The organism is Pseudomonas psychrophila HA-4 (assembly GCF_000282975.1).
GTDB classification, from domain to species: Bacteria; Pseudomonadota; Gammaproteobacteria; order Pseudomonadales; family Pseudomonadaceae; genus Aquipseudomonas; species Aquipseudomonas psychrophila_A.
The window spans coordinates 1-22,168 of record NZ_ALJC01000032.1 but is presented as its reverse complement, the minus strand read 5'-3'; the positions used below and the strand labels follow the sequence as shown (position 1 = coordinate 22,168).

The following is a 22,168-nucleotide window of genomic DNA, read 5'->3' as shown; positions in this document are numbered from 1 at the left end:
GAACTTGCGGGGCGTGAGGCGGGTAACTAGACTGCGGCCCCATGAACTTACGCGTGCCTTCTATCCGCCATGACGATTGCGACGAGCTCTCCGCCCTGTGCAAGGCTGGAGGCGACCCGCTGCGACTCAATGTGCTGCGCGCGTTGGCCAACGATTCATTTGGCGTGCTGGAACTGACGCACATCTTCGCAACCGGCCAGTCAGGCATGAGCCATCACCTCAAGGTGTTGTCCCAAGCGCAACTGGTGGCGACGCGTCGTGAAGGCAATGCCATTTTTTATCGTCGGGCCTTGCCCCACACCGAACTGCTGGGCGGCAAGTTGCATGCTGCGTTGCTGGAAGAGGTCGACAATCTGACCTTGCCCGCCGACGTGCAAGCGCGCATCAGTGCCGTACATGGACACCGAGCAGCGGCCAGTCAGGACTTTTTCTCGCGTATTGCCGAGAAATTTCGCGCTCAACAGGATTTGATCGCTGGCTTGCCACAGTATCGGGATAGCGTCTTGGCGCTGCTCGACAAACAGAGCTTTAGCCCAGCGGCCACGGCCCTGGAAGTTGGCCCCGGCGATGGCAGTTTCTTGCCCGACCTGGCCCGCCGCTTCCAACAGGTCACGGCACTGGACAACAGCTCGGTGATGCTTGAGCTGGCCCGCCAGCTCTGTGAACGCGAGTTACTGAACAACGTCAGCCTGCTGCTGGCCGACGCGCTGCACGATACGCAGATTCAGGCCGATTGCGTGGTAGTGAACATGGTCTTGCACCATTTCGCGGCACCGGCTGAAGCACTCAGGCAACTGGCCACCTTACTGCAACCTGGCGGTAGCCTGTTGGTAACAGAGTTGTGTAGCCATAATCAGGCGTGGGCCCGAGAGGCTTGCGGTGATCTGTGGCTTGGTTTTGAACAAGATGATCTGGCCCATTGGGCCACCGCTGCGGGACTCGTTCCCGGGGAAAGCCTCTATATAGGCTTACGTAATGGTTTCCAGATTCAGGTACGCCACTTTCAGCGGCCGGCTGGCGACACTCACCATCGGTAAATATTAGGAAACCGTCGAGATGAGCGAATACTCCCTTTTCACCTCCGAGTCCGTGTCTGAAGGGCATCCGGACAAAATCGCCGACCAGATTTCTGATGCGGTGCTGGACGCCATCATTGCTGAAGACAAGCACGCCCGTGTGGCCTGCGAAACTCTGGTGAAAACCGGCGTAGCAATCATCGCGGGCGAAGTGACCACTTCGGCTTGGGTTGATCTGGAACAGATCGTTCGCGACGTGATCACCGATATTGGTTACACCAGCTCCGACGTCGGCTTCGACGGTGCGACCTGCGGCGTGATGAACATCATTGGCAAGCAGTCCCCAGACATCAACCAAGGTGTTGACCGTGCAAAACCTGAAGATCAGGGCGCCGGCGACCAAGGCCTGATGTTCGGCTACGCCAGCAACGAAACTGACGTGCTGATGCCAGCCCCGATCACGTTCTCGCACCAACTGGTGCAGCGTCAGGCTGAAGCCCGTAAATCCGGCCTGCTGCCTTGGCTGCGTCCAGACGCCAAGTCGCAAGTGACTTGCCGTTATGAAGACGGCAAGGTAGTGGCCATCGACGCCATCGTGTTGTCGACCCAGCACAACCCGGAAGTGTCGAACAAAGACCTGCGCGAAGGCGTAATGGAGCTGATCGTCAAGCACGTACTGCCTGCCAATCTGCTGCACAAAGACACCCAGTTCCACATCAACCCGACTGGCCAGTTCATCATCGGTGGCCCGGTTGGCGACTGCGGTCTGACCGGCCGCAAGATCATCGTTGACACCTACGGCGGCATGGCCCGTCACGGCGGCGGCGCGTTCTCGGGTAAAGACCCATCCAAGGTTGACCGTTCGGCAGCTTACGCCGGTCGTTACGTGGCCAAGAACATCGTGGCTGCCGGCCTGGCTGAGCGTTGCGAGATCCAGGTTTCCTACGCAATCGGCGTCGCTCAACCGACTTCGATTTCGTTGAACACCTTCGGCACTGGCAAAATCTCCGACGACAAGATCATCAAATTGGTGCGTGAGGTGTTTGACCTGCGTCCATACGCCATCACCAAAATGCTTGATCTGCTGCACCCGATGTACCAGGAAACTGCTGCATACGGTCACTTCGGCCGGACCCCGCAGACCAAAACGGTTGGCGACGATACCTTCACCACGTTCACGTGGGAGCGTACCGACCGCGCTGAAGAACTGCGCTCTGCCGCCGGTTTGTAAGTAAGCCAGAAGCCCCGGACAGGTTACTGTCCGGGGCTTTTTTGTGGCTGGCTTTTGTAGGAGCAGTCGTTCGACGCTCGATTGCGCCTACAGGGGCTGTGTAAGAACGAAATACCCAGTAATCCTCTGGCCGTGCGCGCTGGCAACCTTCCACTAGCCTTAAGCGTTCACTCCGGGCAAGGACGCTCATGATGCTGGCCACACTCCGTCTTTTCAGTGGGCTTTTGCTCGCCATTATCAGTTTCAACTCACTCGCCAACACCTGCACCGACGCTTACGCACTGCGCCAGCAACTCAAGGTCTGGGACGACAGTTACCACCGCCTCGGAGTGTCACTGGTTAGCGACGGGGTTTACGATCAGTCACGCAGCCGTCTAGAACAATGCCTTGGCGCAGACAACCCGCTACAGACCGCAAGCGGCCCCATCTCGCACCCCGTGGCCCAAACAGGCTTGACCAAACTGGCGGATGAGCCTGCGGTTGACGAGTGGATTAAGGGGCGCAAGGACCTGTGGATTCAGCCTAAGGTCGATGGCGTGGCGGTCACGCTGATCTATAAACAGGGCAAATTGCAGCGCGTCATCAGCCGAGGCGACGGGCAAAAGGGACAAGACTGGACCCGCTCGGCGCGGGCCATCAAGGCCATCCCTCAACAACTGTCACAGCCTGTGGACAAGTTGCTGCAAGGCGAACTGTATTGGCGTTTGCCCGGCCACATTCAAGCCAAGGCAGGCAGCGTCAATGCGCGTAGCACCGTGGCCGGGTTGATGGCACGTCATCAATTGAGCCCAGAACAAGGCCAAGGTATCGGGCTATTTGTATGGGACTGGCCCCAAGGCCCGCCAGCGCAAGCCGAACGTATAGCGCAATTGAGCGCGCTGGGATTCACCGACAGCCACACCTACAGCCACCCTATCGAACACCTAGATCACGCCCGGTACTGGCGCGAGCATTGGTATAACAGTCCATTGCCCTTCGCCAGTGACGGCGTGGTATTGCGTCAAAACCAGCGCCCGGCGGCAGAGCGCTGGCAGGCCAAGCCACCCAACTGGGCAGCCGCGTGGAAATACCCACATGCCCAAGCATTGAGTGAAGTGCGCAAAGTGACGTTCAACATTGGCCGTACCGGGCGCATCACGCCCATGCTAGAACTGACCCCGGTTCGTCTAGACGACCGCACCATCAAACGCATCAGCGCAGGTTCGTTGCAGCGTTGGCAAAGCCTGGATATACGCCCCGGAGATCTTGTGGCCATCAGCCTAGCGGGCATGACTATTCCACGGCTGGACAGCGTGGCGTTGCGCGCCAGCGAGCGCATTGAAGTCAAAACACCCAACCCCCATAACTTTCATGCTCTAAGCTGCTGGCAGGCGGCACCGGAATGCGAAAGCCAGTTTTTGGCACGCCTTAATTGGCTCAGCGGTAAACAAGGGCTGGCGCTGCCATTCATCGGGCCTGGCACCTGGAAAACGCTGGTTAATGCAGGGCGCGTCACCCACCTGCTTGATTGGTTAACCCTGGACAGCGCTCAGCTTGCTAACATTGCTGGCTTCGGTGAGCGCAGCAGCGAGCGTTTGCTCGCAAGCTTACACAGTGCGCGGCAACAACCGTTTGAACGTTGGGTCAAAGCCCTCGGGCTGCCGCCCACGGGTGATGCCCCGCTGGGGCAGTCATGGCAGGCGCTGGTCGCACGCGACGAGCAGGCCTGGCAGGCACACTCAGGCATCGGCGCCCGACGTGCCGCGCAACTGAGCGCGTTTTTTCGTGAACCTAATGTACAGGCGTTAAGTGAAGAATTACGGGCTGCCGGGATTGCCGGTTTCGATTAGAGACCGCACCCGCACCTTTATACGAGGCGTATGCTGCGCATCGGTTTTTTCCAATTGTGTTTATTGTCACCTTTTAGTCACGGAGCCTTTTATGAAACGTTTTTCACCACTCGTCATGTTTACTGTGTGTGGCCTGCTGGCCGCCCCTTTGATGGCCGCTGATCAAGCCCCAGAACTGACGGGCTGCGCAGCCAAGAAGCAAGCCATCACTCTGCAACTTGAACAAGCGCGTGCCCACGGCAACAGCGACCAAGTAGCAGGCCTAGAAAAAGCCCTAAGCGAAGTGAATGCAAACTGCACCGATGCGGGCCTAAAGAAAGAGCGCGAAAACAAGGTGCTGGAAGCCAAGCACGAAGTGAGCAAACGCCAGGCAGACTTAGATAAAGCCATGAAGAAAGGCGATGCGGAAAAAATCGACAAGCGCAAAACTAAGCTCGCTGAGTCACGCAAAGAACTGCAAGAAGCGCTGGACCAACTGGATAAATAAACCGGTAAAGCGCCCTCTCCCGCAAGGAGAGGGAGCTGACTGGGGGATGCTGTAGATTTTCAGCGGCCTGAGGGTCGAGTTCCGAATCCAAAAACCACTCGATCAGTGCCCTTTCCCTCCGGGAGAGGGCTAGGGTGAGGGGGTTTTGACTCTAGCCGTCTTCAGTGATTCCTGAATTCTTTGTGGCAAGCGCTGCACGTGTCTTCGACTTTCTGCACCGCTGGCGTTAAGTTGCGGGCTTTGTACGGTTGAACCTGACTGGCGATCACCAACTCGCCCGTAGCAGCTTCCAACTCGCGCGCCAATGACTGAAAACGCGCCTGCTTTTGCCAAACGGCATCAGTGGCACTGGTTTGTTCCGACTCTTTGACCTGAGGAAAAAGCCTCCAGGGCTCGTGAGCCAACGCATCCAGTTGCATAGAGGCTTCAGCAAAGCGCGGGCCATCGAACGGAACCCGGCCCCGCAACATGCCGCCCAGCTCTTCGCTGGTCTTGAGCATTTGCTTGAAAATCACTTTACGCTGACCCAGCGGTGAGTCGGGATCAATGCCGCCACACGCCGAGAGCGTGAGGCAGGCCAGCAATATAACGAAACAGTGTTTAGCAGTCATGGTGGCTTCACGTCACGGAAAACGGCGGCCAGTATCCTCGCGTCACGCGTAAAGACCAATACCCCTATTAAATATACGGATTGCCTAGCAGGTCAGTAGACCTCGGCAACCTTTAAGGAACACCGTTGATGAGATCACTTTTAAAGCCTCTGGCCTGGGCGTTACCCGTTGTCATGCTGCTGGTTGGCTGCAATGGCACCGACAAAGACAACGCAAAACCTGAACCTCATACCACCTATAGCAAGGCTGACTGGAGCGCCCTCCCCGAAGTCACCGGCACCGATTTGCAAAGCGGTTTTGCCTCATGGCGCAGTGCGTGTACCCGCCTCAAAGCTGACCCTAACTGGGGCAACATTTGCAGCGCTGCTGCCAGCTTGCCCGCCAACCCGAGCGTGGCCGAGATCAGCAACTTCCTGCAAACCCACCTCGATGTGTACAGCTTGCGCTCGGCCGAAGGCAGCAGCGACGGCTTGATCACCGGCTATTACGAACCGGTTTACCCTGGCAGCCTGAAACCTACCGCCACCGCCAACGTGCCCATTTACGGCGTTCCGTCCGACCTGATCGTGGTGAACCTGGACAGCATCTACCCTGAACTCAAAGGCAAGCGCCTGCGCGGACGCCTTGAAGGTCGCGTGCTCAAGCCTTACGACACCGCACAAACCATCAACAGCAACGGCTTGAATGCCCCGGTGCTGGCATGGCTGACCGACCCGATGGACCTCCAATTTCTGCAAATCCAGGGCTCTGGCCGCGTGCAACTCGACAATGGCCGCCAACTGCGCATTGGCTACGCGGACCAGAACGGCCACCCGTACAAACCTATTGGCCGCTGGCTGGTTGAACAGGGCGAGCTGAAAAAAGAAGACGTGACCATGGGTACTATTCACGCGTGGGCGGTGGCTCACCCCGAACGTGTGCACGAACTGCTGGCCAGCAACCCGAGCTACGTGTTTTTCACCCAAAACCCTGACAGCAACGAAGGCCCGCGCGGCTCGCTGAACGTCCCCCTCACACCGGGCTACAGCGTAGCGGTGGATCGCAAGGTCATCCCGTTGGGCAGCCTGCTATGGTTGTCGACGACCCAAGCAGATGGCCACCCCATCGTGCGCCCGGTTGCCGCGCAAGACACAGGCGGCGCAATTGCTGGCGAAGTGCGAGCTGACTTCTTCGTAGGCACCGGTCCGCAAGCCGGGCAAATTGCTGGCGACATGAAGCAGAAAGGCAATATCTGGCTGCTGTGGCCTAAAGGCGCAGCACTGCCGCAGTAACGCATATCCCACTGTAGGAGCGAGCTTGCTCGCGATCTTTTGATCTTCAAACAGATCGCGGAATAAGCTCGACCCTTGCTGTACAGCGTCATCCCTGCGCATTTTTAATTAGGCAAATAATATGACTAACAAAGCGGTTATCGTTTTCAGTGGCGGACAAGACTCAACCACCTGTTTATTGCAGGCACTGCCCCTTTATGACGAAGTGCACTGCATCACCTTTGACTATGGCCAGCGCCATCGAGCAGAGATTGAAATTGCGCAAACCCTTTCCAAGCAACTGGGTGCTACAAAGCACACCGTTCTCGATGCGTCCTTGCTTAATCAATTAACGGTCAGCAGCCTGACCCGCGACGACATTGCAGTGCCCGATGCCTCTGATCCTGAAACCGGTTTGCCGAGTACATTCGTGCCGGGGCGTAATATTTTATTTCTGACACTGGCCTCCATCTACGCCTATCAAGTGCAGGCCAAGACGGTCATCACCGGCGTATGTGAGACTGATTTTTCGGGCTACCCGGACTGCCGCGATGAGTTCGTGAAGTCGCTTAACCAAGCGATTACCTTGGGCATGGCCTACGACGTACGCATCGAAACGCCGTTGATGTGGCTAAACAAAGCCGAAGTGTGGGCGCTGGCTGACGAGCACCACCAATTGGACTTGATTCGCGACCAAACACTGACTTGCTATAACGGCATAAAAGGCGCTGGATGCGGCCATTGCGCGGCGTGCAGCCTGCGCTCAAAAGGGTTAGCCGAGTACCTGAACAACACCGCCGAGGTGCGTCAAAGCTTGCGGATTAAGCAGCAAAGAACCGCCTAATACCCTGCCCCATTGGGCACTGTCCACACGCTCGGTGTGAAACAACGTGTAGTCGTTGCCGCAGGCCTCGACTACACGGGCTGCGACTTACATCGACACAAAGAAGAAGCTGACGATCAGCCCCATGCCGATTAACCAGACAATCGAACGCATCAGCGCCCAGTCAGCTAGGTAGCAGATGATGTACAGCAGGCGGCTGGTGATAAACACCACAGCCAGCACGTCGATGGTCACAGGTTGGGCATTGCCCACGATGTCAGCAATGATCACCGCCGCTGCAAACGCCGGGGTTACTTCAAAGCTGTTGAGCTGGGCGTTGTGAGCGCGTTTAGCAAACCCTTCCAGCGTGTCGAGAAACGCACGCGGATCGTGGTTCTGCCGAGGCCCGAACTTGCCTTGGCTGAACTTGGCAATGCCGGTACACACGTACGGTAAACACAGGGCAATCAGTACACACCAGAAGGCAACCGTCATTGGAATTTCCTTTTTAGAGTTTCATTACGAGCCTGCCGAATCAGCACCCGCCCACAGGCTAAGAGCCTTGGGCCACCAAAAGGTTCTTGGCTCTGCTAGCGCTCTCTTAGTTGTAACAGCCCCCCTCTAAACTTCCAGCGATCTTTTACGCCGGGTGCGTGTCCAAGCACGTTGTCGATCAAATCATCGCAGCCTGTTCCAACGCATACGCTAATCGAAGGCTGTACCGGGTAAAGATGTGTCCCTGACAGCTGCCATTACATCAAACGTATAGTCCGAACTGATCGGGCTTTCATTCACTCACGCCACCACAGGATCCCGGATGCTTGAGCTTGTTGCTGCGTTTATCTGCCTGACCTCACTACTCACGTACGTGAATTTCCGTTTTATCGGCCTGCCGCCCACGATTGGCGTCATGGTCACCGCCCTTATGTTTTCGCTGCTGTTGCAGGGGTTGAGTTTTCTCGGTTATCCGGGGCTCGAAGACCGTGTGCAAGAGCTGATCGGCCAGATCGACTTCGGCGATTTGCTGATGAACTGGATGCTGTCGTTCCTGCTGTTTGCCGGTGCCTTGCACGTCAATATCAATGACGTGCGCAGCTATCGCTGGCCTATCGGTCTGCTGGCCACCGTCGGTGTGTTGATCGCAACCACGGTCATCGGCAGCCTGGCGTATTGGATTTTTGAATTGTTCGGCTGGCACATCAGCTTCATGTATTGCTTGCTGTTTGGCGCGCTGATTTCCCCCACCGACCCGATTGCGGTGCTCGGCGTACTGCGTACGGCCAATGCCTCCAAGCCGCTGAAAACCACCATTGTGGGCGAGTCGCTGTTCAATGATGGCACCGCCGTTGTGGTGTTCACCGTGTTGCTCGGCATCGTGCAACTGGGCGAAACCCCGAGCATCAGTGCCACAGCGATGCTGTTCGCGCACGAGGCTATTGGCGGTGTGGTGTTCGGTGGCCTGATTGGTTATTTGGTGTATCGAATGATCAAAAGCATTGAGCAGTACCAGATCGAAGTGATGCTGACCTTGGCGCTGGTGATTGGCGGCTCGGCCATGGCGAGCGAGCTGCATGTATCGGCGCCTATTGCGATGGTGGTTGCCGGTCTAATCATCGGCAATCTGGGCCGCAACAAGGCGATGAACGAGATGACCCGTCGCTACATGGACGGTTTCTGGGAATTGCTCGATGACATGCTCAACGCACTGCTGTTTGCGTTGATCGGTATGGAGCTGTTGCTGCTGCCGTTTTCGTGGCTGCACTTGCTGGCAGCCAGCGTGTTGGCCTTGGCGATTTTGCTCTCGCGTTTGCTCACCGTGGCCCCGGCCATTGTGCTGTTGCGCCGCTGGCGTACGGTGCCGCGCGGCACTATCCGCATCCTCACTTGGGGCGGCCTGCGGGGCGGTGTTTCTGTGGCCCTGGCCCTGGCCTTGCCTCTGGGTCCTGAACGCGACCTGATCCTGAGTATTACCTACATCGTGGTGCTGTCTTCGATCCTGTTCCAGGGCCTGACTATCGGCAAACTGGTCAAGCACGTCACCAAAGACGCACCCACTGCGCCGCAGTCTGAACAGGCGCATTAACCCTCGCCCCCCCGTAGGAGCCACGGCGCCTACGGGGATTTCCTCCTCATCGCGGCGTTTCCCTCCAGCTTGGCTACACTCTTTTTCTAAATGTAAAAAAGTACGTCACGAAAAGGAGAGAGGGATGAGTACGTCTGCCACCTTTGCACCACCCCGGCGCCATCTTGGCGCTAACATCGTGATCATCACGGCCCTGGTTGCTTTGTGCATTACGGCGTGGAGGTTTTTCACCCCGCTGTCAGGCGTAACGGGTTCCGGTGGTGCGATTGTCACAATGCTTGCTGCCTTAGTGTTGTTGATACTTGGCGTTTTACTGACCAAAACCAGGCCCGGAGGCGCCAGGAATTTTTTCCTGTTCTTGGGCTGGGTCGGTGTGATCGGAACGTTTTTTGCCGCGTTGTTGCTGCATGGCTGGTGGACAGCGGCCGTACTGGTCGTGTGCGCCGTGGGCGTCGTCATTGAAACGTTTGGCGGCAAGCCAACAAGGAGCGCGTGATATGAGTGGATTCAAAAAACACCTGCTGGCAGCACCTGCCCTGTGCATGTTGGCAGGCATTTCAACGGCCTATGCTGACACGCCTTACGTGGTTCCATCGCCCATCTTGGCCGAGTCGAGCATCTCGGCTGAAGACGCCAAACTGCCGCTGCCCACGGGTAAAGAATGGGACAGCTTTCATGGCCAACTGAGCTCGCAGAAGTACTCACCGCTGACGCAAATCAACAAGGACAACGTCGGGCAGTTGAAGAAGGTCTGGCAGTATTTCACCGGCGACATGTCTGATGGCACGGGTAAAATCCCTGCGACCGTATGGTCCGCCACCCCCATTTTTGCCAACGACACGCTGTACATCGGCACGCCTTTTTACCGGATCATTGCGCTCGATCCCGAGTCGGGCAAAGAGAAATGGACCTTTGATACCAAGTCCGCCTTAGTGGCCGAAACACAGCCCGCACTGAAGTCTCGTGGCGTGGCTTACTGGCAGGAAAAAAACCCGCAAGCGGGCGTCGCCTGTCAGAAGGTCGTGTACCTGGGCAACATGACTGCGCAGCTTTACGCGGTCGATGCTGACACCGGCAAGCCGTGCGAAAACTTCGGCAAAAACGGCGTGGTCGACGTCAACCAGTGGAACAAGGTCAACGCCAAATGGCCGTTGTCGCAGCTGCAGCCGCCCACCGTTATCGGTGACAAGCTAATCGTGGGCTGGGCCGGTAAAGACTGGGAATTTGAAGTCGAATCGCCAGGCTCGTTGTTTGCCCTCAACGCCCGCACTGGCGAGCTGGAGTGGGAATTCAAGCCGATCCCTGATGACGAAGCCCTGAAAACCGGTACTGCCAACATCTGGACCGCCATGTCCTATGACCCGGCCCTCGGTTTGCTGTACATCCCCGTGTCTTCACCGTCGCCCAACTACTGGGGCGGCAATCGGACACAGCCGATTCCTCTCGGCACCTCGACCACTGCACTCGACATCAACACCGGCAAGGTGGTGTGGTCGCGTCAGTGGGTTCACCACGACATCTGGGACTACGACATCAACTCTGCCCCGACCCTGATGGACATCACCGTCAATGGCAAACCTGTGGCGGCGCTGGTTCAGGCGACCAAAATGGGCTTCCTGTTCACGGTTGACCGTCGTACCGGTGAAGACGTATGGCCGATTGAAGAGCGCCCCGTGCCAAAAGGTGAGGCAGTTGGCGAAGTGTACTCGCCGACCCAACCGTTCCCGACCAAACCTGCTCCATTGCTGGACCAGTCGAAAAAACCGGCGATCTGGAAAATCGCTGACATTGTCGGCTTTGGCCAGTGCACCAAAATGTGGGACGGCCTGGAATACAACGGCATGTACTCGCCGCCTGGCCTCAAAGGCAACGGCGTGCTGGCCTACCCGGACAGCGCCGGTGGCGTGCAGTGGGGCGGTGTCGCGTTCGACCCGGTCAGCCAGGTTGCCATCGTCAATACCTCGCACATCGTGCAAATGATCAAGCTGTGGGATCGTGCGTCATACGACAAGCAGCCTAAAGACTCCGGCAACGAAAACGGCTTCTACCCGCAGATTGGCGCGCCTTACGGCATGTCATTGTTGAACGCGCAGAACTGGGCCGGCATGCCGTGCTGGGCGCCGCCGTTCGGTGAACTGGTGGCCATCGACATGCACACGGGTGACGTGAAATGGCGTCGTCCAATGGGTGCGGTGCAGCAATGGGGCTGGTACATGCCTGCCGACATGGGCTCGCCAACCATTGGCGGCCCGGCAGTGACGGCCGGTGGCGTGGTGTTCATTGGTGCGTCGATGGACGCCAAGGTTCGCGCCTACTCACTGGATGACGGTAAAGAATTGTGGTCGGACATCGTGATGGCCCCCGCCGTCGCCAACCCTGCCGTGTACGAATACAAAGGCAAGCAATACGTCGCCTTTGTCGCAGGCGGCAACTCGATCATGAAAGATCAAGTCGGCGACCAAGTCGTGGTGTACGCACTGCCTAAGTAAACGCGAAGCTCTCACAGGGTCTACCACCCTGTGAGAGCAACGTTAGCGGTTAACGCACCTCGTAGCAGCTGTCGAGCCTGCGAGGCTGCGTCCGATTGCGAAGCGATCGTAAACCCACAAAACTCGATTTAACTGAAGAACCTCGGTAACCCGTTTACGACGGCTGCGCCGCCGGACGTAGCCTCGCAAGGCTCGTCAACTGCTACAGAAATTCATCCCGTTGCTGGGCTAATGGTTTAACAACGCTGCTAATAAAATCTGCAGTGACACCCTCTCCATCAAACCAGCCATCCCACACCCTACCTACCTACTTGGGCAGTTAAAACGGCTTAGCCTCTAGAAACAGCATCAATCCTCCCGACGAGTGGCGTCAGCCCCCTCTATACGCCGCAGCTGTTCATTGGCTCGCTCGGCGAACAACTCCAGTAACCCTTCCAGCATATGCACCGGGGCTTCGTCGGCTCGAGTCAGCGCATAGAGGGTTATCGGTAGCGCCGGGCTTAATGGCCGGATCAAGGTGCTTGCCGGTGAAGCGTCCAATGCCGTGAAGGGGTCAATGATTGCCAGCCCTGCCCCCGACTCCACCATCGCCCGCGCCAGTGCATAGGTCTGCACCGCAATGTTAATGCGAGGCGGCGGCTCAATGGCTTTGAGGTAGGTGTCTAATCGGGCATACAACGGGTCGGCGCTGCTTAGGCCGATCAAGGGTGCGTCAGCCAGTTCCTGCATCGCCAGCGGCTCGCTTTCCAGCTCATCCGGCCAGTAACCGCGTGGCGCCAGTGCCACCAGTACGCCGTGGGCCAATGACTGCGCCTTTAGACCTGGATGATCAGGCTGCTTGAAGGTCAGGGCCACATCCAGTTCGCGCATCAGCAAACTCTGCACCAGTTCACGGCTGTGTGCGCTCACCAGTTCGCAACGGGTGTCGGGATATAGACGTGTCCACTCGCCAATCACCGGCGGCAGTAACGACAAGGCCAACGCCGGGGTGCTGCCGATGCGCAAACGATGACCGGGCGTGCGGCGCAGGCTTTCGGCCAAACGTTGTACGCCTTGCAGGCTCTCAGTGACTTTGTCGACTTCACGTTCTAGCAGTAAGGCTTCAGGGGTGGGTTGCAATTTGCCGCGCACGCGCAGAAATAACGGGAACCCCAGTTGCTGCTCAGCATGCTGCAGCACTTTGCTCACGGCAGGTTGCGATACGTGCAGCAGTTGCGCGGCAGCGCTGACCGAACCAGTCTGTCGAATGGCCTGAAACACTTCGATGTGGCGTAAGCGCATGGCGGCAGTCCATAACCTTTGTTTATAGGTGGAGTATCTTTAATCATTGTTCAGGACGTGTCACCTGCCCCTAATCTGAAACCCGCACAACAGTGGGCTAAGGACTGACATGGGACAGCACGTTTGTATCATCGGCGGTGGCGTTATCGGGCTAGCAACAGCGTATGCGCTGGTGCGCGAAGGCGTTGAGGTGAGCGTGATTGAAGCGCGTACCACCTTGGCCAGCCAGACCAGTTTTGCCAATGGCGGCCAATTTTCGTACCGCTATGTTGCGCCGCTGGCCGACGCAGGGGTGCCATGGCAAGCACTCGGCTGGATGTTGCGCAGCGATTCGCCGCTTAAGTTTCGCCCGCGCATGGACCCGGCCCAATGGCGCTGGCTGGCGTCATTCGTGGCCGCGTGCAGAGGTTCGGTGAACCAGCGCAACGCCGCGCATTTGCTGCGTTTAGCGTTGCTGAGTCAGGCCACGTTGCAACAATGGCGCGAAGAGGATCACCTGAACGGCTTTGAATGGCGACGCAACGGTAAGCTGGTGGCCTTTCGTGAGCAGTCGAACTTCGCCAAAGCCCGTCAGGGTGTTATCCACAGCCCGTTTCAACACGCGCTATCCGCCAACGAATGTTCAACGCTGGAGCCCGACTTACAGGGTGCGGGCTTTATCGGCGGCATTTACACCCCTGACGAAGAAGTCGGCGATTGCCACGCTTTCTGCCAACAGCTAGTCGCGCGTTTACAGGCCTCGGGGCGCTGCACTTTTTTGCTGGGCAAAACCGTCACACGCCTGCACCACGAGCAGGGCGAAGTGAAGGCGGTGCACATGGGCGACGAGGTGCTGCCAGTCGATCAACTGGTGCTCGCGGCGGGGCATAACAGCCCGGCCTTGAGCCTGCCGGGGCTGAATCTGCCACTGTACCCGCTCAAGGGTTATAGCCTCACATTGCCCCTGCGCGACCCTCAAAAAACACCCACCGTGAGCATCACCGATTACGACCGAAAGATTGTTTACGCCCGTATTGGCGAGCAATTACGCATTGCTGCGATGGTCGATATCGTCGGCTTCGACCCCTCGCCTGAGCCCAGGCGCATCGCGCAAATGCGCCAACTGGCCCAACGCACCTTTCCTGACGCTGGCGACTACTCGCAGGCGATTGAATGGGCAGGCATGCGCCCCGCTACACCTAGCGGCGTGCCGATTCTGGGCGCCAGCGGCTATCGCAACCTGTGGCTCAACCTCGGCCACGGCGCACTCGGCTTTACCCTGGCCTGTGGCAGCGGGCGCTTGCTTAGCGAACTGATTGGCCAGCGCAAAACCTCCATCGACCTGCAAGGTTTGTCGCTTAAGGCCGCCTGAACTGGATGTTACGAAGCCCACGGCGATTTACGGATGATCTCGACGAAGTTCATCGGTTTGAAGCGTGGATCGATGTCCACCAGCACGTCGGCGTTAACGGTGCCGAAGGTCGTGTCGGGGCGATGTTTGAAGCCGTTGGCGAACGCGCAGAGGATGCATTCCTTGAACCCTTCTCCACGCGGATGTGCATGCACAACGGCTTCGCGCTGCGCGGTCGGGAACGCCGCATAGTCGATGCCCAGCACGTCCATTTCAACGCCCGCCGTCACCAACGCCACGTTTGGCCGCAGGTGTTGTGGCACGCCCGGCGTGGTGTGCAGCGCGATGGCCAGCCACACTTGTTCGACATCGTCGTCGCTCAGGCCGAAGGGTTTCATGAAAGCTTTGGCGCTGTTGGCGCTGTCCACTTCAAAACGCTCGTTGTCGGTGCGATGGCCTTCGACCAGCCCTAGGTCGTGGAACATGGCGCCGACGTAAAGCAGCTCCGGGTCGTAGGCCAATTGTTTGCGCTGGCCGCTCAAGGCGCCAAACAAAAACACCCGGCGTGAGTGGTTGTAGAGCAGATCGGACTCCACATCACGGATGTATTCAGTCGTGGCTTTAGCCAAGGCACTGTCCGGGATGACGATGCCTGCGATGGTCTGACTCATGACGAACTCCTCGATCAAGCGCCGGGGTGGCGCTGTGGATTTCAGTGTGGTCGCAGGGTCCAATGGCAACAATCGACACGCAGGTGCGATTCGTGCCAATCAGGTTGCAATACCGGCCATGCTTTTTGACGGGCTTGCCACAGGGGCCGACAGCAGTATTTGATGTATGACCCTTCTGACGGCTAACCCTGATGACTCTGAGCGTAGCGTTAATTGTTTTCCCCGGCGTGCAGGCGCTGGATGTGACCGGCCCGCTGGACGTCTTTGCCGAAGCCAATGCTTTTCTGGTGCCCGAGAAGCGCTACCAGTTGGAGGTGCTGGGGTTGGAGTCGGGGTTATTGGCCTGCTCGAACGGGTTGTCGATTCAGGCGCACCGACATTTCTCTCAAGCCAAAACCGGTTATGACCTGGTGCTGTGCGCAGGCGGTCCGGCGCTGCCCGATCAGAATTTCGGCCCTGAGTTCGATCATTGGCTGCGGGGTATTTGCCGAAAATCTCGTCGATTTGGCTCTATTTGCAACGGTGCCCTGATGCTTGCCCGCGCAGGTTTGCTGGACGGTCGCCACGTGACTACGCACTGGGGTGACATCGCCGAACTTGCACGTTTGTGCCCCACAGCCAAGCTGGAAGCTGATCGTTTGTATGTGCAGGACGACAACCTGTTTACCTCCGCCGGGGTGACGGCCGGGATTGATTTGTCGCTGTATGTACTGAGCCAAGATCACGGCCCGGAGGTGGCGCTGAATGTCGCCAAACGGCTGGTGGTATTTACCCAGCGTTCGGGTGGGCAATCTCAGTTCAGCCCGTTCTTGACACCAACCGCCAACAGCGATTCACCGGTGGCGGCAGCGCAACATTTTGTACAGGCAAACCTGCGCGGCGATCTGACCATCAGCGAACTGGCGCAGGCGGCTAACATGAGCCCGCGCAATTTCTCTCGGGTGTTTGCGCGAGAGACACGGGTCACTCCGGCTCAATTTGTCGAAGGTGCACGGGTAGATTCAGCGCGTGCGCTGCTCGAAAACCCGGCCGTGGCCCTTAAGACCGTGGCTTACGAATGCGGCTTTCGCGATGCGCACCACATGCGCAGCGTTTTCATGCGCCGATTGGGCGTGTCGCCGCAGCAGTTTCGGATGAACTTCGCGGCGATGGTATGAGCCCCATCCTTGCAGGGGAATGAGCTTGGCTTAGAAATCGCCCCACAGTTGCTGAGCCACGGCCAATGCCACGACGGGGGCGGTTTCGGTACGCAGCACGCGCGGGCCGAGGCGTGCGGGCTGATAGCCCGCAGCCTGGGCTTGCTCAACTTCGTTGTCGGTCAAGCCGCCTTCAGGGCCGATCAAAAACGCCAGCCGCGCAGGCTTGGCATGACTTGCCAACGGTTCTGACACAGGGTGCAGAACCAGTTTGAGGTCGGCCTCGGTGGTTTTGATCCAGTCGCCCAGCAGTACCGGGGGGTGAATCACCGGCACACGTGAACGGCCACATTGCTCGCAGGCACTGATCGCCACTTGCCGCCAATGCGCCAGACGCTTATCGGCACGTTCGTCCTTAAGCCGCACTTCGCAGCGTTCGCTCATGATTGGGGTTATTTCTGTTACGCCCAACTCGGTCGCTTTTTGAATGGCCCAGTCCATGCGCTCCCCACGGGACAAGCCCTGACCCAAGTGAATGGCCAATGGCGACTCGACCTGCCCGTCAAAGGCTTGATCGAGCATGACACGCACACGCTTTTTGCCAACTTCCAGCAAACGCCCCAAAAACTCCTGACCCGAGCCGTCGAACACTTGCAGGGCATCGCCCTCGGCCATGCGCAGCACGCGGCCAATGTAATGCGCCTGGGCTTCAGGCAATTCATGTTCACCGAGGCCCAAAGGTGCATCGATAAAGAAGCGGGACAATCTCATTTAAGTTCTCTGAAAATTCGAATACTGATAACACTGACCTGTGGGAGCGGGAGAGTTAAAGCACGCTCGCGGTTAACCCGGGTCCCGGAAGTCAGGATGAAAGTTCGCTGGCACCGCCACGCTGATGTCGGTGCGGGTGGCGATGTCGATCCCTTCACTGGCGACTTCGGCCAAAAAGTCGATCTGCTCGGGGGTGATCACGTAAGGCGGCAAGAAATACACCACACTGCCCAGCGGACGCAACAACGCACCGCGCTCCAGTGCGTGCTGAAAGACTTTCAAGCCACGCCGCTCCTGCCACGGATAAGCCGTTTTGCTGGCTTTGTCCTGGACCATTTCAATCGCCAGCACCATACCCGTCTGACGTACTTCCGAGACATGCGGATGGTCCGCCAAGTGCGCCGTCGCACTGGCCATGCGCTGGGCAAGCGCCTTGTTGTTTTCGATGACGTTGTCTTCTTCGAAAATATCCAGCGTGGCCAAAGCCGCTGCACACGCCAGTGGGTTGCCGGTGTAGCTGTGGGAATGGAGGAAGGCGCGCAAGGTCGGGTAGTCATCGTAGAACGCGCTGTACACCTCATCGGTGGTCACGCAAGCCGCCAGCGGCAAGTAGCCACCCGTCAGCGCCTTGGACAAGCACAGAAAGTCCGGGGTAATACCGGCTTGTTCACAGGCGAACATGGTGCCAGTGCGGCCAAAGCCCACGGCGATTTCGTCGAGGATCAGGTGCACGCCATAACGATCGCAGGCTTCGCGCAGCAGCGTGAGGTACACCGGGTGGTACATACGCATGCCGCCCGCGCCCTGAATCAGCGGTTCAACGATCACAGCAGCAACCGTGTCATGGTGCTCGGCCAGGGTCTGCTCCATGGCCAAGAACATCGTGCGTGAATGTGCTTCCCAGCTCACGCCTTCAGGGCGCACATAGCAATCAGGGCTTGGCACTTTGATCGTGTCGAGCAGCAACGCTTTATAGGTTTCGGTGAACAACGGCACATCGCCCACTGACATCGCGGCCATGGTCTCGCCGTGGTAGCTATTGGTCAGGGTCACGAAACGTTTTTTGTTCGGCTGGCCACGGTTAAGCCAGTAGTGAAAACTCATCTTCAATGAGACTTCGATACACGACGAGCCGTTGTCGGCATAGAAGCAACGCGTCAGGCCTGCGGGCGTCATTCTCACCAGGCGCTCAGACAACTCAATCACCGGCTGATGGCTGAAACCGGCCAGGATCACGTGCTCCAGTTGATCGACCTGATCCTTAATGCGCTGGTTGATGCGCGGGTTGGCGTGACCGAATACGTTGACCCACCAAGAACTCACTGCGTCCAAGTAGCGCTTGCCTTCGAAGTCTTCAAGCCACACGCCTTCACCGCGTTTGATCGGGATCAAAGGTAACTGTTCGTGATCTTTCATTTGAGTGCAGGGGTGCCATAACACGGCAAGGTCGCGCTGCATCCACTGATTATTCAGGCCCATTTCCACTCTCCTGGCGCTGGCTCCCGGCGTGTGCGGGCAAACAATCGCGCAAGACTATGCAATGCACAGGTTCGTAACAAGTCATTACGTTTACTGCGTTGCCTTCGTCTTTACTTTCACTGCGGCGCTCGGCATAAAAGACCCCACACGGGCTACTGTTAATGTTTGCTTAATTTTTTCTCACCAGGCTACAGATCGTATTTATCGATACCTTGCAGCAAAAAAATGCGCTTTCATTCGATAGGTAAATCATTAGTCTTAGCGTCAATTCCCACAGGATGTTGGCTATGCAGCTACGTAACTCTTCTTCTCGCTATGGTGCTGTCAGTATTTTTCTGCACTGGTCGGTTGCACTGGCGGTGTTCGGATTGTTTGCGTTGGGCTTGTGGATGGTCGGTCTCGACTACTACGACCCTTGGCGCAAAGAAGCCCCTGACCTGCATAAAAGCATTGGCCTGACATTACTGGCCGTCATGCTGATCCGCGTGGTTTGGCGGTTAATCAGCCCGGCGCCGCCAGCACTTGAAAGCTATAGTCGTGCAACCCGTATCGGCGCCAAGTTGGGGCACGCGTTTCTGTACCTCAGCTTGTTTGCCCTCATGATCGCGGGATATTTGATCTCAACAGCCGAAGGCGTTGGTATTCCTGTTTTCGGTTTGTTTGAAGTACCGGCACTGATCTCCAGCCTGCCTGATCAGGCTGATGTTGCCGGCGTTGTGCACCTATGGCTGGCCTGGACCGTGGTGATTTTCGCCAGCTTGCATGGTCTGGCCGCTTTGAAACACCACTTTATCGATCGTGATGTGACCCTGACTCGTATGCTGGGGCGCAAAGCCTGATGCTCAACCTAAACTCAAAAGGAATAGAACGCATGTTGAAAAAGACGCTCGCTGCTTTGGCACTTGGGACTGCACTGCTGACCGCCGGTCAAGCCATGGCTGCTGATTACACCATCGACAAAGAAGGCCAGCACGCCTTCATCGACTGGAAAATCAGCCACTTGGGCTACAGCTTCGTTCATGGCACGTTCAAGGACTGGAAAGGCACTTTCTCGTGGGACGCAGCCAAGCCTGCTGATAGCAAGATTGACATCACGCTGCAAACTGCCAGCCTGTTCTCCAACCACGCTGAACGTGACAAGCACATTGCCAGCAAAGACTTCTTGGACGTGTCCAAATACCCTGAAGCGACCTTCAAGTCGACCAAGGTTGTGTCAACTGGCGACAAGACTGCTGACGTGACTGGCGACCTGACTCTGCACGGCGTCACCAAGCCTGTCACTTTCAAAGCGACGTTCAACGGCGAAGGCAAGGATCCATGGGGCGGCGAACGCGCTGGCTTCAACGCGACCACCACGCTGAACCTGAACGACTTCGGTATCAAAGGCCCAGGCCCAACCTCCCAGACCTTGGACCTGGACATCTCGCTGGAAGGCGTGAAGGCCAAGTAATAGCGCTTTAATACGGCTAAAAAAAACGCCCCCGATCTTTCGATCGAGGGCGTTTTTTTATGCGGTATTAACTCAGCGGTTGCGAGTTAAGAGCGCAGGCTTCTCGCCACGAGGGCGGTTCGGCAGTTGATCCAGTTGCTCGGGCGTCAGGAAACGATCGGTTTTCGATTCCTTGTGCATGATCTTCGGCTGGTTCTCACGCGGGCCTTTAACGGCTGGCTCTTGACGCGAATCATCACGCGCCGGACGGTTGTTGTCGCGGCGAGCTTGGCCATCACGTGGTGCGCCGCTGCGTGGGCCGCTGCGCTTGGCTGGCGGGGTGCCAGTGCTTGCGCCGCTGCCAGTACGCGGACCATTTTGACGACCGCCCGTACGGGCCGGAGTACCCGCGCCAGTGCCTGCACCCGCGCCTTGCGCCGGAGCACCCGGACGACGGCCGCGGCTCTGGTTGTTTTTGTTTTGGTAAGGGCTGACGTAATCAGCACGGTTACCAAAGTTGTCCACATCGTCATCGCGGAACTCGTCCGGCGCACGGTTGGCGTCGGCACGAGGCGTTGGCTGACGCTGTTCGCGGGCAGGCTGGGCTTCACGTGGCTTTTGTTCACGTGCCGGGCGCTCACCGCGTGCAGCGGCTGGCTTCTCTTTACCCTTGTCCTTACCTTTGTCTTTACGACCGCCACCACCGCCGCCATTACCTGGGCCGTCGCCGCGTGGACCGCGTGGCGGATTGCGCGGGTTACGCACATCTGGACGCTCGCGTACTTCAGGCTTTTCAGCTTCTACGGCGCTGGAGTCAAAACCCATCAGGTCGCCATCGGCGATTTTCTGCTTGGTCATGCGCTCAATGCTTTTCAGCAGTTTTTCTTCGTCAGGAGCCACCAGCGAGATCGCCTCGCCCGAACGACCAGCGCGGCCTGTACGGCCGATACGGTGAACGTAATCTTCATCAACGTTTGGCAATTCGAAGTTGACCACGTGCGGCAACTGGTCGATGTCCAGGCCACGCGCAGCAATATCGGTCGCTACCAGAATGCGCACAGAACCGGCTTTAAAGTCGGCCAGGGCTTTGGTACGGGCGTTTTGGCTCTTGTTACCGTGGATAGCCACAGCGCTGAGGCCGTGTTTGTCCAGGTATTCGGCCAGGCGGTTGGCGCCGTGCTTGGTACGGGTGAAGACCAGCACTTGCTCCCATGCACCTGCGGTGATCAAGTGCGCCAGCAAGGCACGCTTGTGGGTCGCTGGCAGGCGGAATACACGCTGTTCGATACGCTCAACCGTGGTGTTCGGCGGCGTGACTTCAATGCGTTCAGGGTTGCGCAAAAGCTTGCCGGCCAGGTCGGTGATGTCCTTGGAGAACGTCGCCGAAAACAGCAGGTTTTGACGCTTGGCCGGCAGACGCGCGAGGACTTTTTTCACGTCGTGGACGAAGCCCATGTCGAGCATCCGGTCGGCTTCATCGAGCACCAGGATTTCAACGTGGGACAGGTCAACACTGCCTTGGCCGCACAGGTCGAGCAAACGACCCGGGCAGGCAACCAGTACGTCAACACCGCGAGACATGGCTTGAACTTGTGGGTTCATGCCGACGCCGCCGAAGATGCAGGCACTGACGAACTTCAAGTCGCGGGCATAGAGCTTGAAGCTCTCGTGTACCTGAGCGGCGAGTTCGCGAGTTGGGGTCAGGACCAGTACGCGGGGTTGGCGCGGACCGTGACGCTGGGATTTGTCTGGGTGGCCATTGGGAAACAGCTTTTCCAGGATCGGAAGAGCGAAACCACCGGTTTTACCAGTACCTGTCTGAGCCGCGACCATCAAATCGCGACCTTGCAACACGGCGGGAATGGCCCGCTGTTGCACCGGAGTAGGCTCGGTATAGCCCGCAGCTTCAATGGCGCGGACTAAAGCCTCGGAGAGACCGAGGGAAGCAAAGGACATGAGTAATCCTGTTTTAGTTAGGGCTTGGCCCAAAGGGATAGTCTTGCCTGGCGTGAATGGCGTTTAAGGTGACGCAATCCCGTCCGGTCCTGCTCCAGTCCTGAAGGCCCACTCACACCGCTCGCGCTGGCCGAAAGCTGCGCCGTAACGGGGTGGAATGCCTTGTACAAGGACGAGCGGCCGGGCGTAAGCCTGGCGGAAAAACCGGAGTATAACAGAGCATTCACGGCGCGCCGATTTCATGCTGCTCAACGGTTTTGTGGAGCGGTACCGCACATCCCCTGTAGGAGCGAGCG

General features: G+C 57.9%; 21 protein-coding genes. 14 read left to right on the top strand and 7 right to left on the bottom strand.

Annotation, left to right across the window (positions count from 1 at the left end):
- The first annotated feature begins 41 nt into the window (after positions 1-41).
- The 4 genes from B347_RS0104380 to B347_RS0104365 all read left to right on the top strand — a co-directional run bounded on the left by B347_RS0104380 (position 42) and on the right by B347_RS0104365 (position 4,563).
- A complete protein-coding gene (locus B347_RS0104380) occupies positions 42-1,037 on the top strand; it encodes an ArsR/SmtB family transcription factor (RefSeq protein WP_019408493.1) in 996 nt (331 codons plus the stop codon).
- A 19-nt stretch (positions 1,038-1,056) separates the two neighbouring features.
- The gene (metK, locus tag B347_RS0104375) at positions 1,057-2,247 is read left to right on the top strand and encodes a methionine adenosyltransferase (RefSeq protein ID WP_019408492.1); all 1,191 of its coding nucleotides are present in this window, start codon (positions 1,057-1,059) and stop codon (positions 2,245-2,247) included.
- A gap of 191 nt (positions 2,248-2,438) precedes the next feature.
- Complete coding sequence (gene ligB, locus B347_RS0104370) at positions 2,439-4,076, top strand: NAD-dependent DNA ligase LigB (RefSeq protein WP_019408491.1); 1,638 nt, start codon at positions 2,439-2,441, stop codon at positions 4,074-4,076.
- Positions 4,077-4,167: 91 nt separating this feature from the next.
- A complete protein-coding gene (locus tag B347_RS0104365; protein ID WP_019408490.1) occupies positions 4,168-4,563 on the top strand; it encodes a DUF1090 domain-containing protein in 396 nt (131 codons plus the stop codon).
- A gap of 161 nt (positions 4,564-4,724) precedes the next feature.
- Here B347_RS0104365 and B347_RS0104360 read toward each other — a convergent pair whose 3' ends face one another.
- Positions 4,725-5,174, bottom strand: coding sequence for a c-type cytochrome (locus tag B347_RS0104360; protein WP_019408489.1), 450 nt, complete (start codon positions 5,172-5,174; stop codon positions 4,725-4,727).
- A 128-nt stretch (positions 5,175-5,302) separates the two neighbouring features.
- Here B347_RS0104360 and B347_RS0104355 point away from each other — a divergent pair, with 128 nt between their 5' ends.
- Positions 5,303-6,445, top strand: a complete 1,143-nt coding sequence (locus B347_RS0104355) for a murein transglycosylase A (RefSeq protein ID WP_019408488.1) — start codon at positions 5,303-5,305, stop codon at positions 6,443-6,445.
- Between the two features lie 121 nt (positions 6,446-6,566).
- Complete coding sequence (gene queC / locus B347_RS0104350; protein ID WP_019408487.1) at positions 6,567-7,268, top strand: 7-cyano-7-deazaguanine synthase QueC; 702 nt, start codon at positions 6,567-6,569, stop codon at positions 7,266-7,268.
- An 87-nt stretch (positions 7,269-7,355) separates the two neighbouring features.
- Here queC and B347_RS0104345 read toward each other — a convergent pair whose 3' ends face one another.
- Positions 7,356-7,742 (bottom strand): MAPEG family protein, encoded by a 387-nt coding sequence (locus B347_RS0104345; RefSeq protein ID WP_019408486.1) that lies wholly within the window; start codon positions 7,740-7,742, stop codon positions 7,356-7,358.
- 322 nt (positions 7,743-8,064) lie between these two features.
- On the opposite strand from B347_RS0104345, the gene B347_RS0104340 reads away from it, so the two are divergent.
- The 3 genes from B347_RS0104340 (at position 8,065) to B347_RS0104330 (ending at position 11,819) form a co-directional block, all read left to right on the top strand.
- Positions 8,065-9,330 (top strand): cation:proton antiporter, encoded by a 1,266-nt coding sequence (locus B347_RS0104340; RefSeq protein ID WP_019408485.1) that lies wholly within the window; start codon positions 8,065-8,067, stop codon positions 9,328-9,330.
- Between the two features lie 124 nt (positions 9,331-9,454).
- Entirely contained in the window at positions 9,455-9,826 is a 372-nt protein-coding gene (locus B347_RS0104335; protein ID WP_019408484.1) for a hypothetical protein, read from the top strand.
- A 1-nt stretch (position 9,827) separates the two neighbouring features.
- On the top strand, positions 9,828-11,819 hold the full coding sequence (locus B347_RS0104330; protein ID WP_019408483.1) for a pyrroloquinoline quinone-dependent dehydrogenase: 1,992 nt from the start codon (positions 9,828-9,830) through the stop codon (positions 11,817-11,819).
- Between the two features lie 348 nt (positions 11,820-12,167).
- On the opposite strand, the gene B347_RS0104325 is transcribed toward B347_RS0104330, so the two are convergent.
- A complete protein-coding gene (locus tag B347_RS0104325) occupies positions 12,168-13,100 on the bottom strand; it encodes a LysR family transcriptional regulator (protein ID WP_019408482.1) in 933 nt (310 codons plus the stop codon).
- Between the two features lie 109 nt (positions 13,101-13,209).
- Between B347_RS0104325 and B347_RS0104320 the strand changes: the two genes are divergently transcribed.
- Positions 13,210-14,451 (top strand): D-amino acid dehydrogenase, encoded by a 1,242-nt coding sequence (locus tag B347_RS0104320; protein WP_019408481.1) that lies wholly within the window; start codon positions 13,210-13,212, stop codon positions 14,449-14,451.
- A gap of 8 nt (positions 14,452-14,459) precedes the next feature.
- Here the strand turns inward: B347_RS0104320 and B347_RS0104315 are convergent, their stop codons facing one another.
- A complete protein-coding gene (locus B347_RS0104315) occupies positions 14,460-15,101 on the bottom strand; it encodes an HD domain-containing protein (RefSeq protein WP_019408480.1) in 642 nt (213 codons plus the stop codon).
- Between B347_RS0104315 and B347_RS26525 the strand changes: the two genes are divergently transcribed.
- Positions 15,100-15,264: a hypothetical protein gene (locus B347_RS26525; protein WP_019408479.1), complete on the top strand. Its 165-nt coding sequence runs from the start codon at positions 15,100-15,102 to the stop codon at positions 15,262-15,264. The two genes, B347_RS0104315 and B347_RS26525, sit on opposite strands and share 2 nt — an antisense overlap.
- A gap of 28 nt (positions 15,265-15,292) precedes the next feature.
- Positions 15,293-16,258 carry a GlxA family transcriptional regulator gene (locus tag B347_RS0104305; protein WP_019408478.1) on the top strand — a complete coding sequence of 322 codons (966 nt, stop codon included), beginning with the start codon at positions 15,293-15,295 and terminating at the stop codon, positions 16,256-16,258.
- 30 nt (positions 16,259-16,288) lie between these two features.
- Here B347_RS0104305 and B347_RS0104300 read toward each other — a convergent pair whose 3' ends face one another.
- Entirely contained in the window at positions 16,289-17,008 is a 720-nt protein-coding gene (locus tag B347_RS0104300) for a 16S rRNA (uracil(1498)-N(3))-methyltransferase (protein ID WP_019408477.1), read from the bottom strand.
- A gap of 72 nt (positions 17,009-17,080) precedes the next feature.
- The gene (locus B347_RS0104295; RefSeq protein ID WP_019408476.1) at positions 17,081-18,487 is read right to left on the bottom strand and encodes an adenosylmethionine--8-amino-7-oxononanoate transaminase; all 1,407 of its coding nucleotides are present in this window, start codon (positions 18,485-18,487) and stop codon (positions 17,081-17,083) included.
- Positions 18,488-18,774: 287 nt separating this feature from the next.
- Between B347_RS0104295 and B347_RS0104290 the strand changes: the two genes are divergently transcribed.
- Both B347_RS0104290 and B347_RS0104285 read left to right on the top strand, forming a co-directional pair.
- Entirely contained in the window at positions 18,775-19,326 is a 552-nt protein-coding gene (locus B347_RS0104290) for a cytochrome b (protein WP_019408475.1), read from the top strand.
- 32 nt (positions 19,327-19,358) lie between these two features.
- Complete coding sequence (locus tag B347_RS0104285; protein WP_019408474.1) at positions 19,359-19,937, top strand: YceI family protein; 579 nt, start codon at positions 19,359-19,361, stop codon at positions 19,935-19,937.
- 72 nt (positions 19,938-20,009) lie between these two features.
- Here the strand turns inward: B347_RS0104285 and B347_RS0104280 are convergent, their stop codons facing one another.
- Entirely contained in the window at positions 20,010-21,872 is a 1,863-nt protein-coding gene (locus B347_RS0104280; RefSeq protein WP_019408473.1) for a DEAD/DEAH box helicase, read from the bottom strand.
- Between the last annotated feature and the right edge of the window lie 296 nt (positions 21,873-22,168).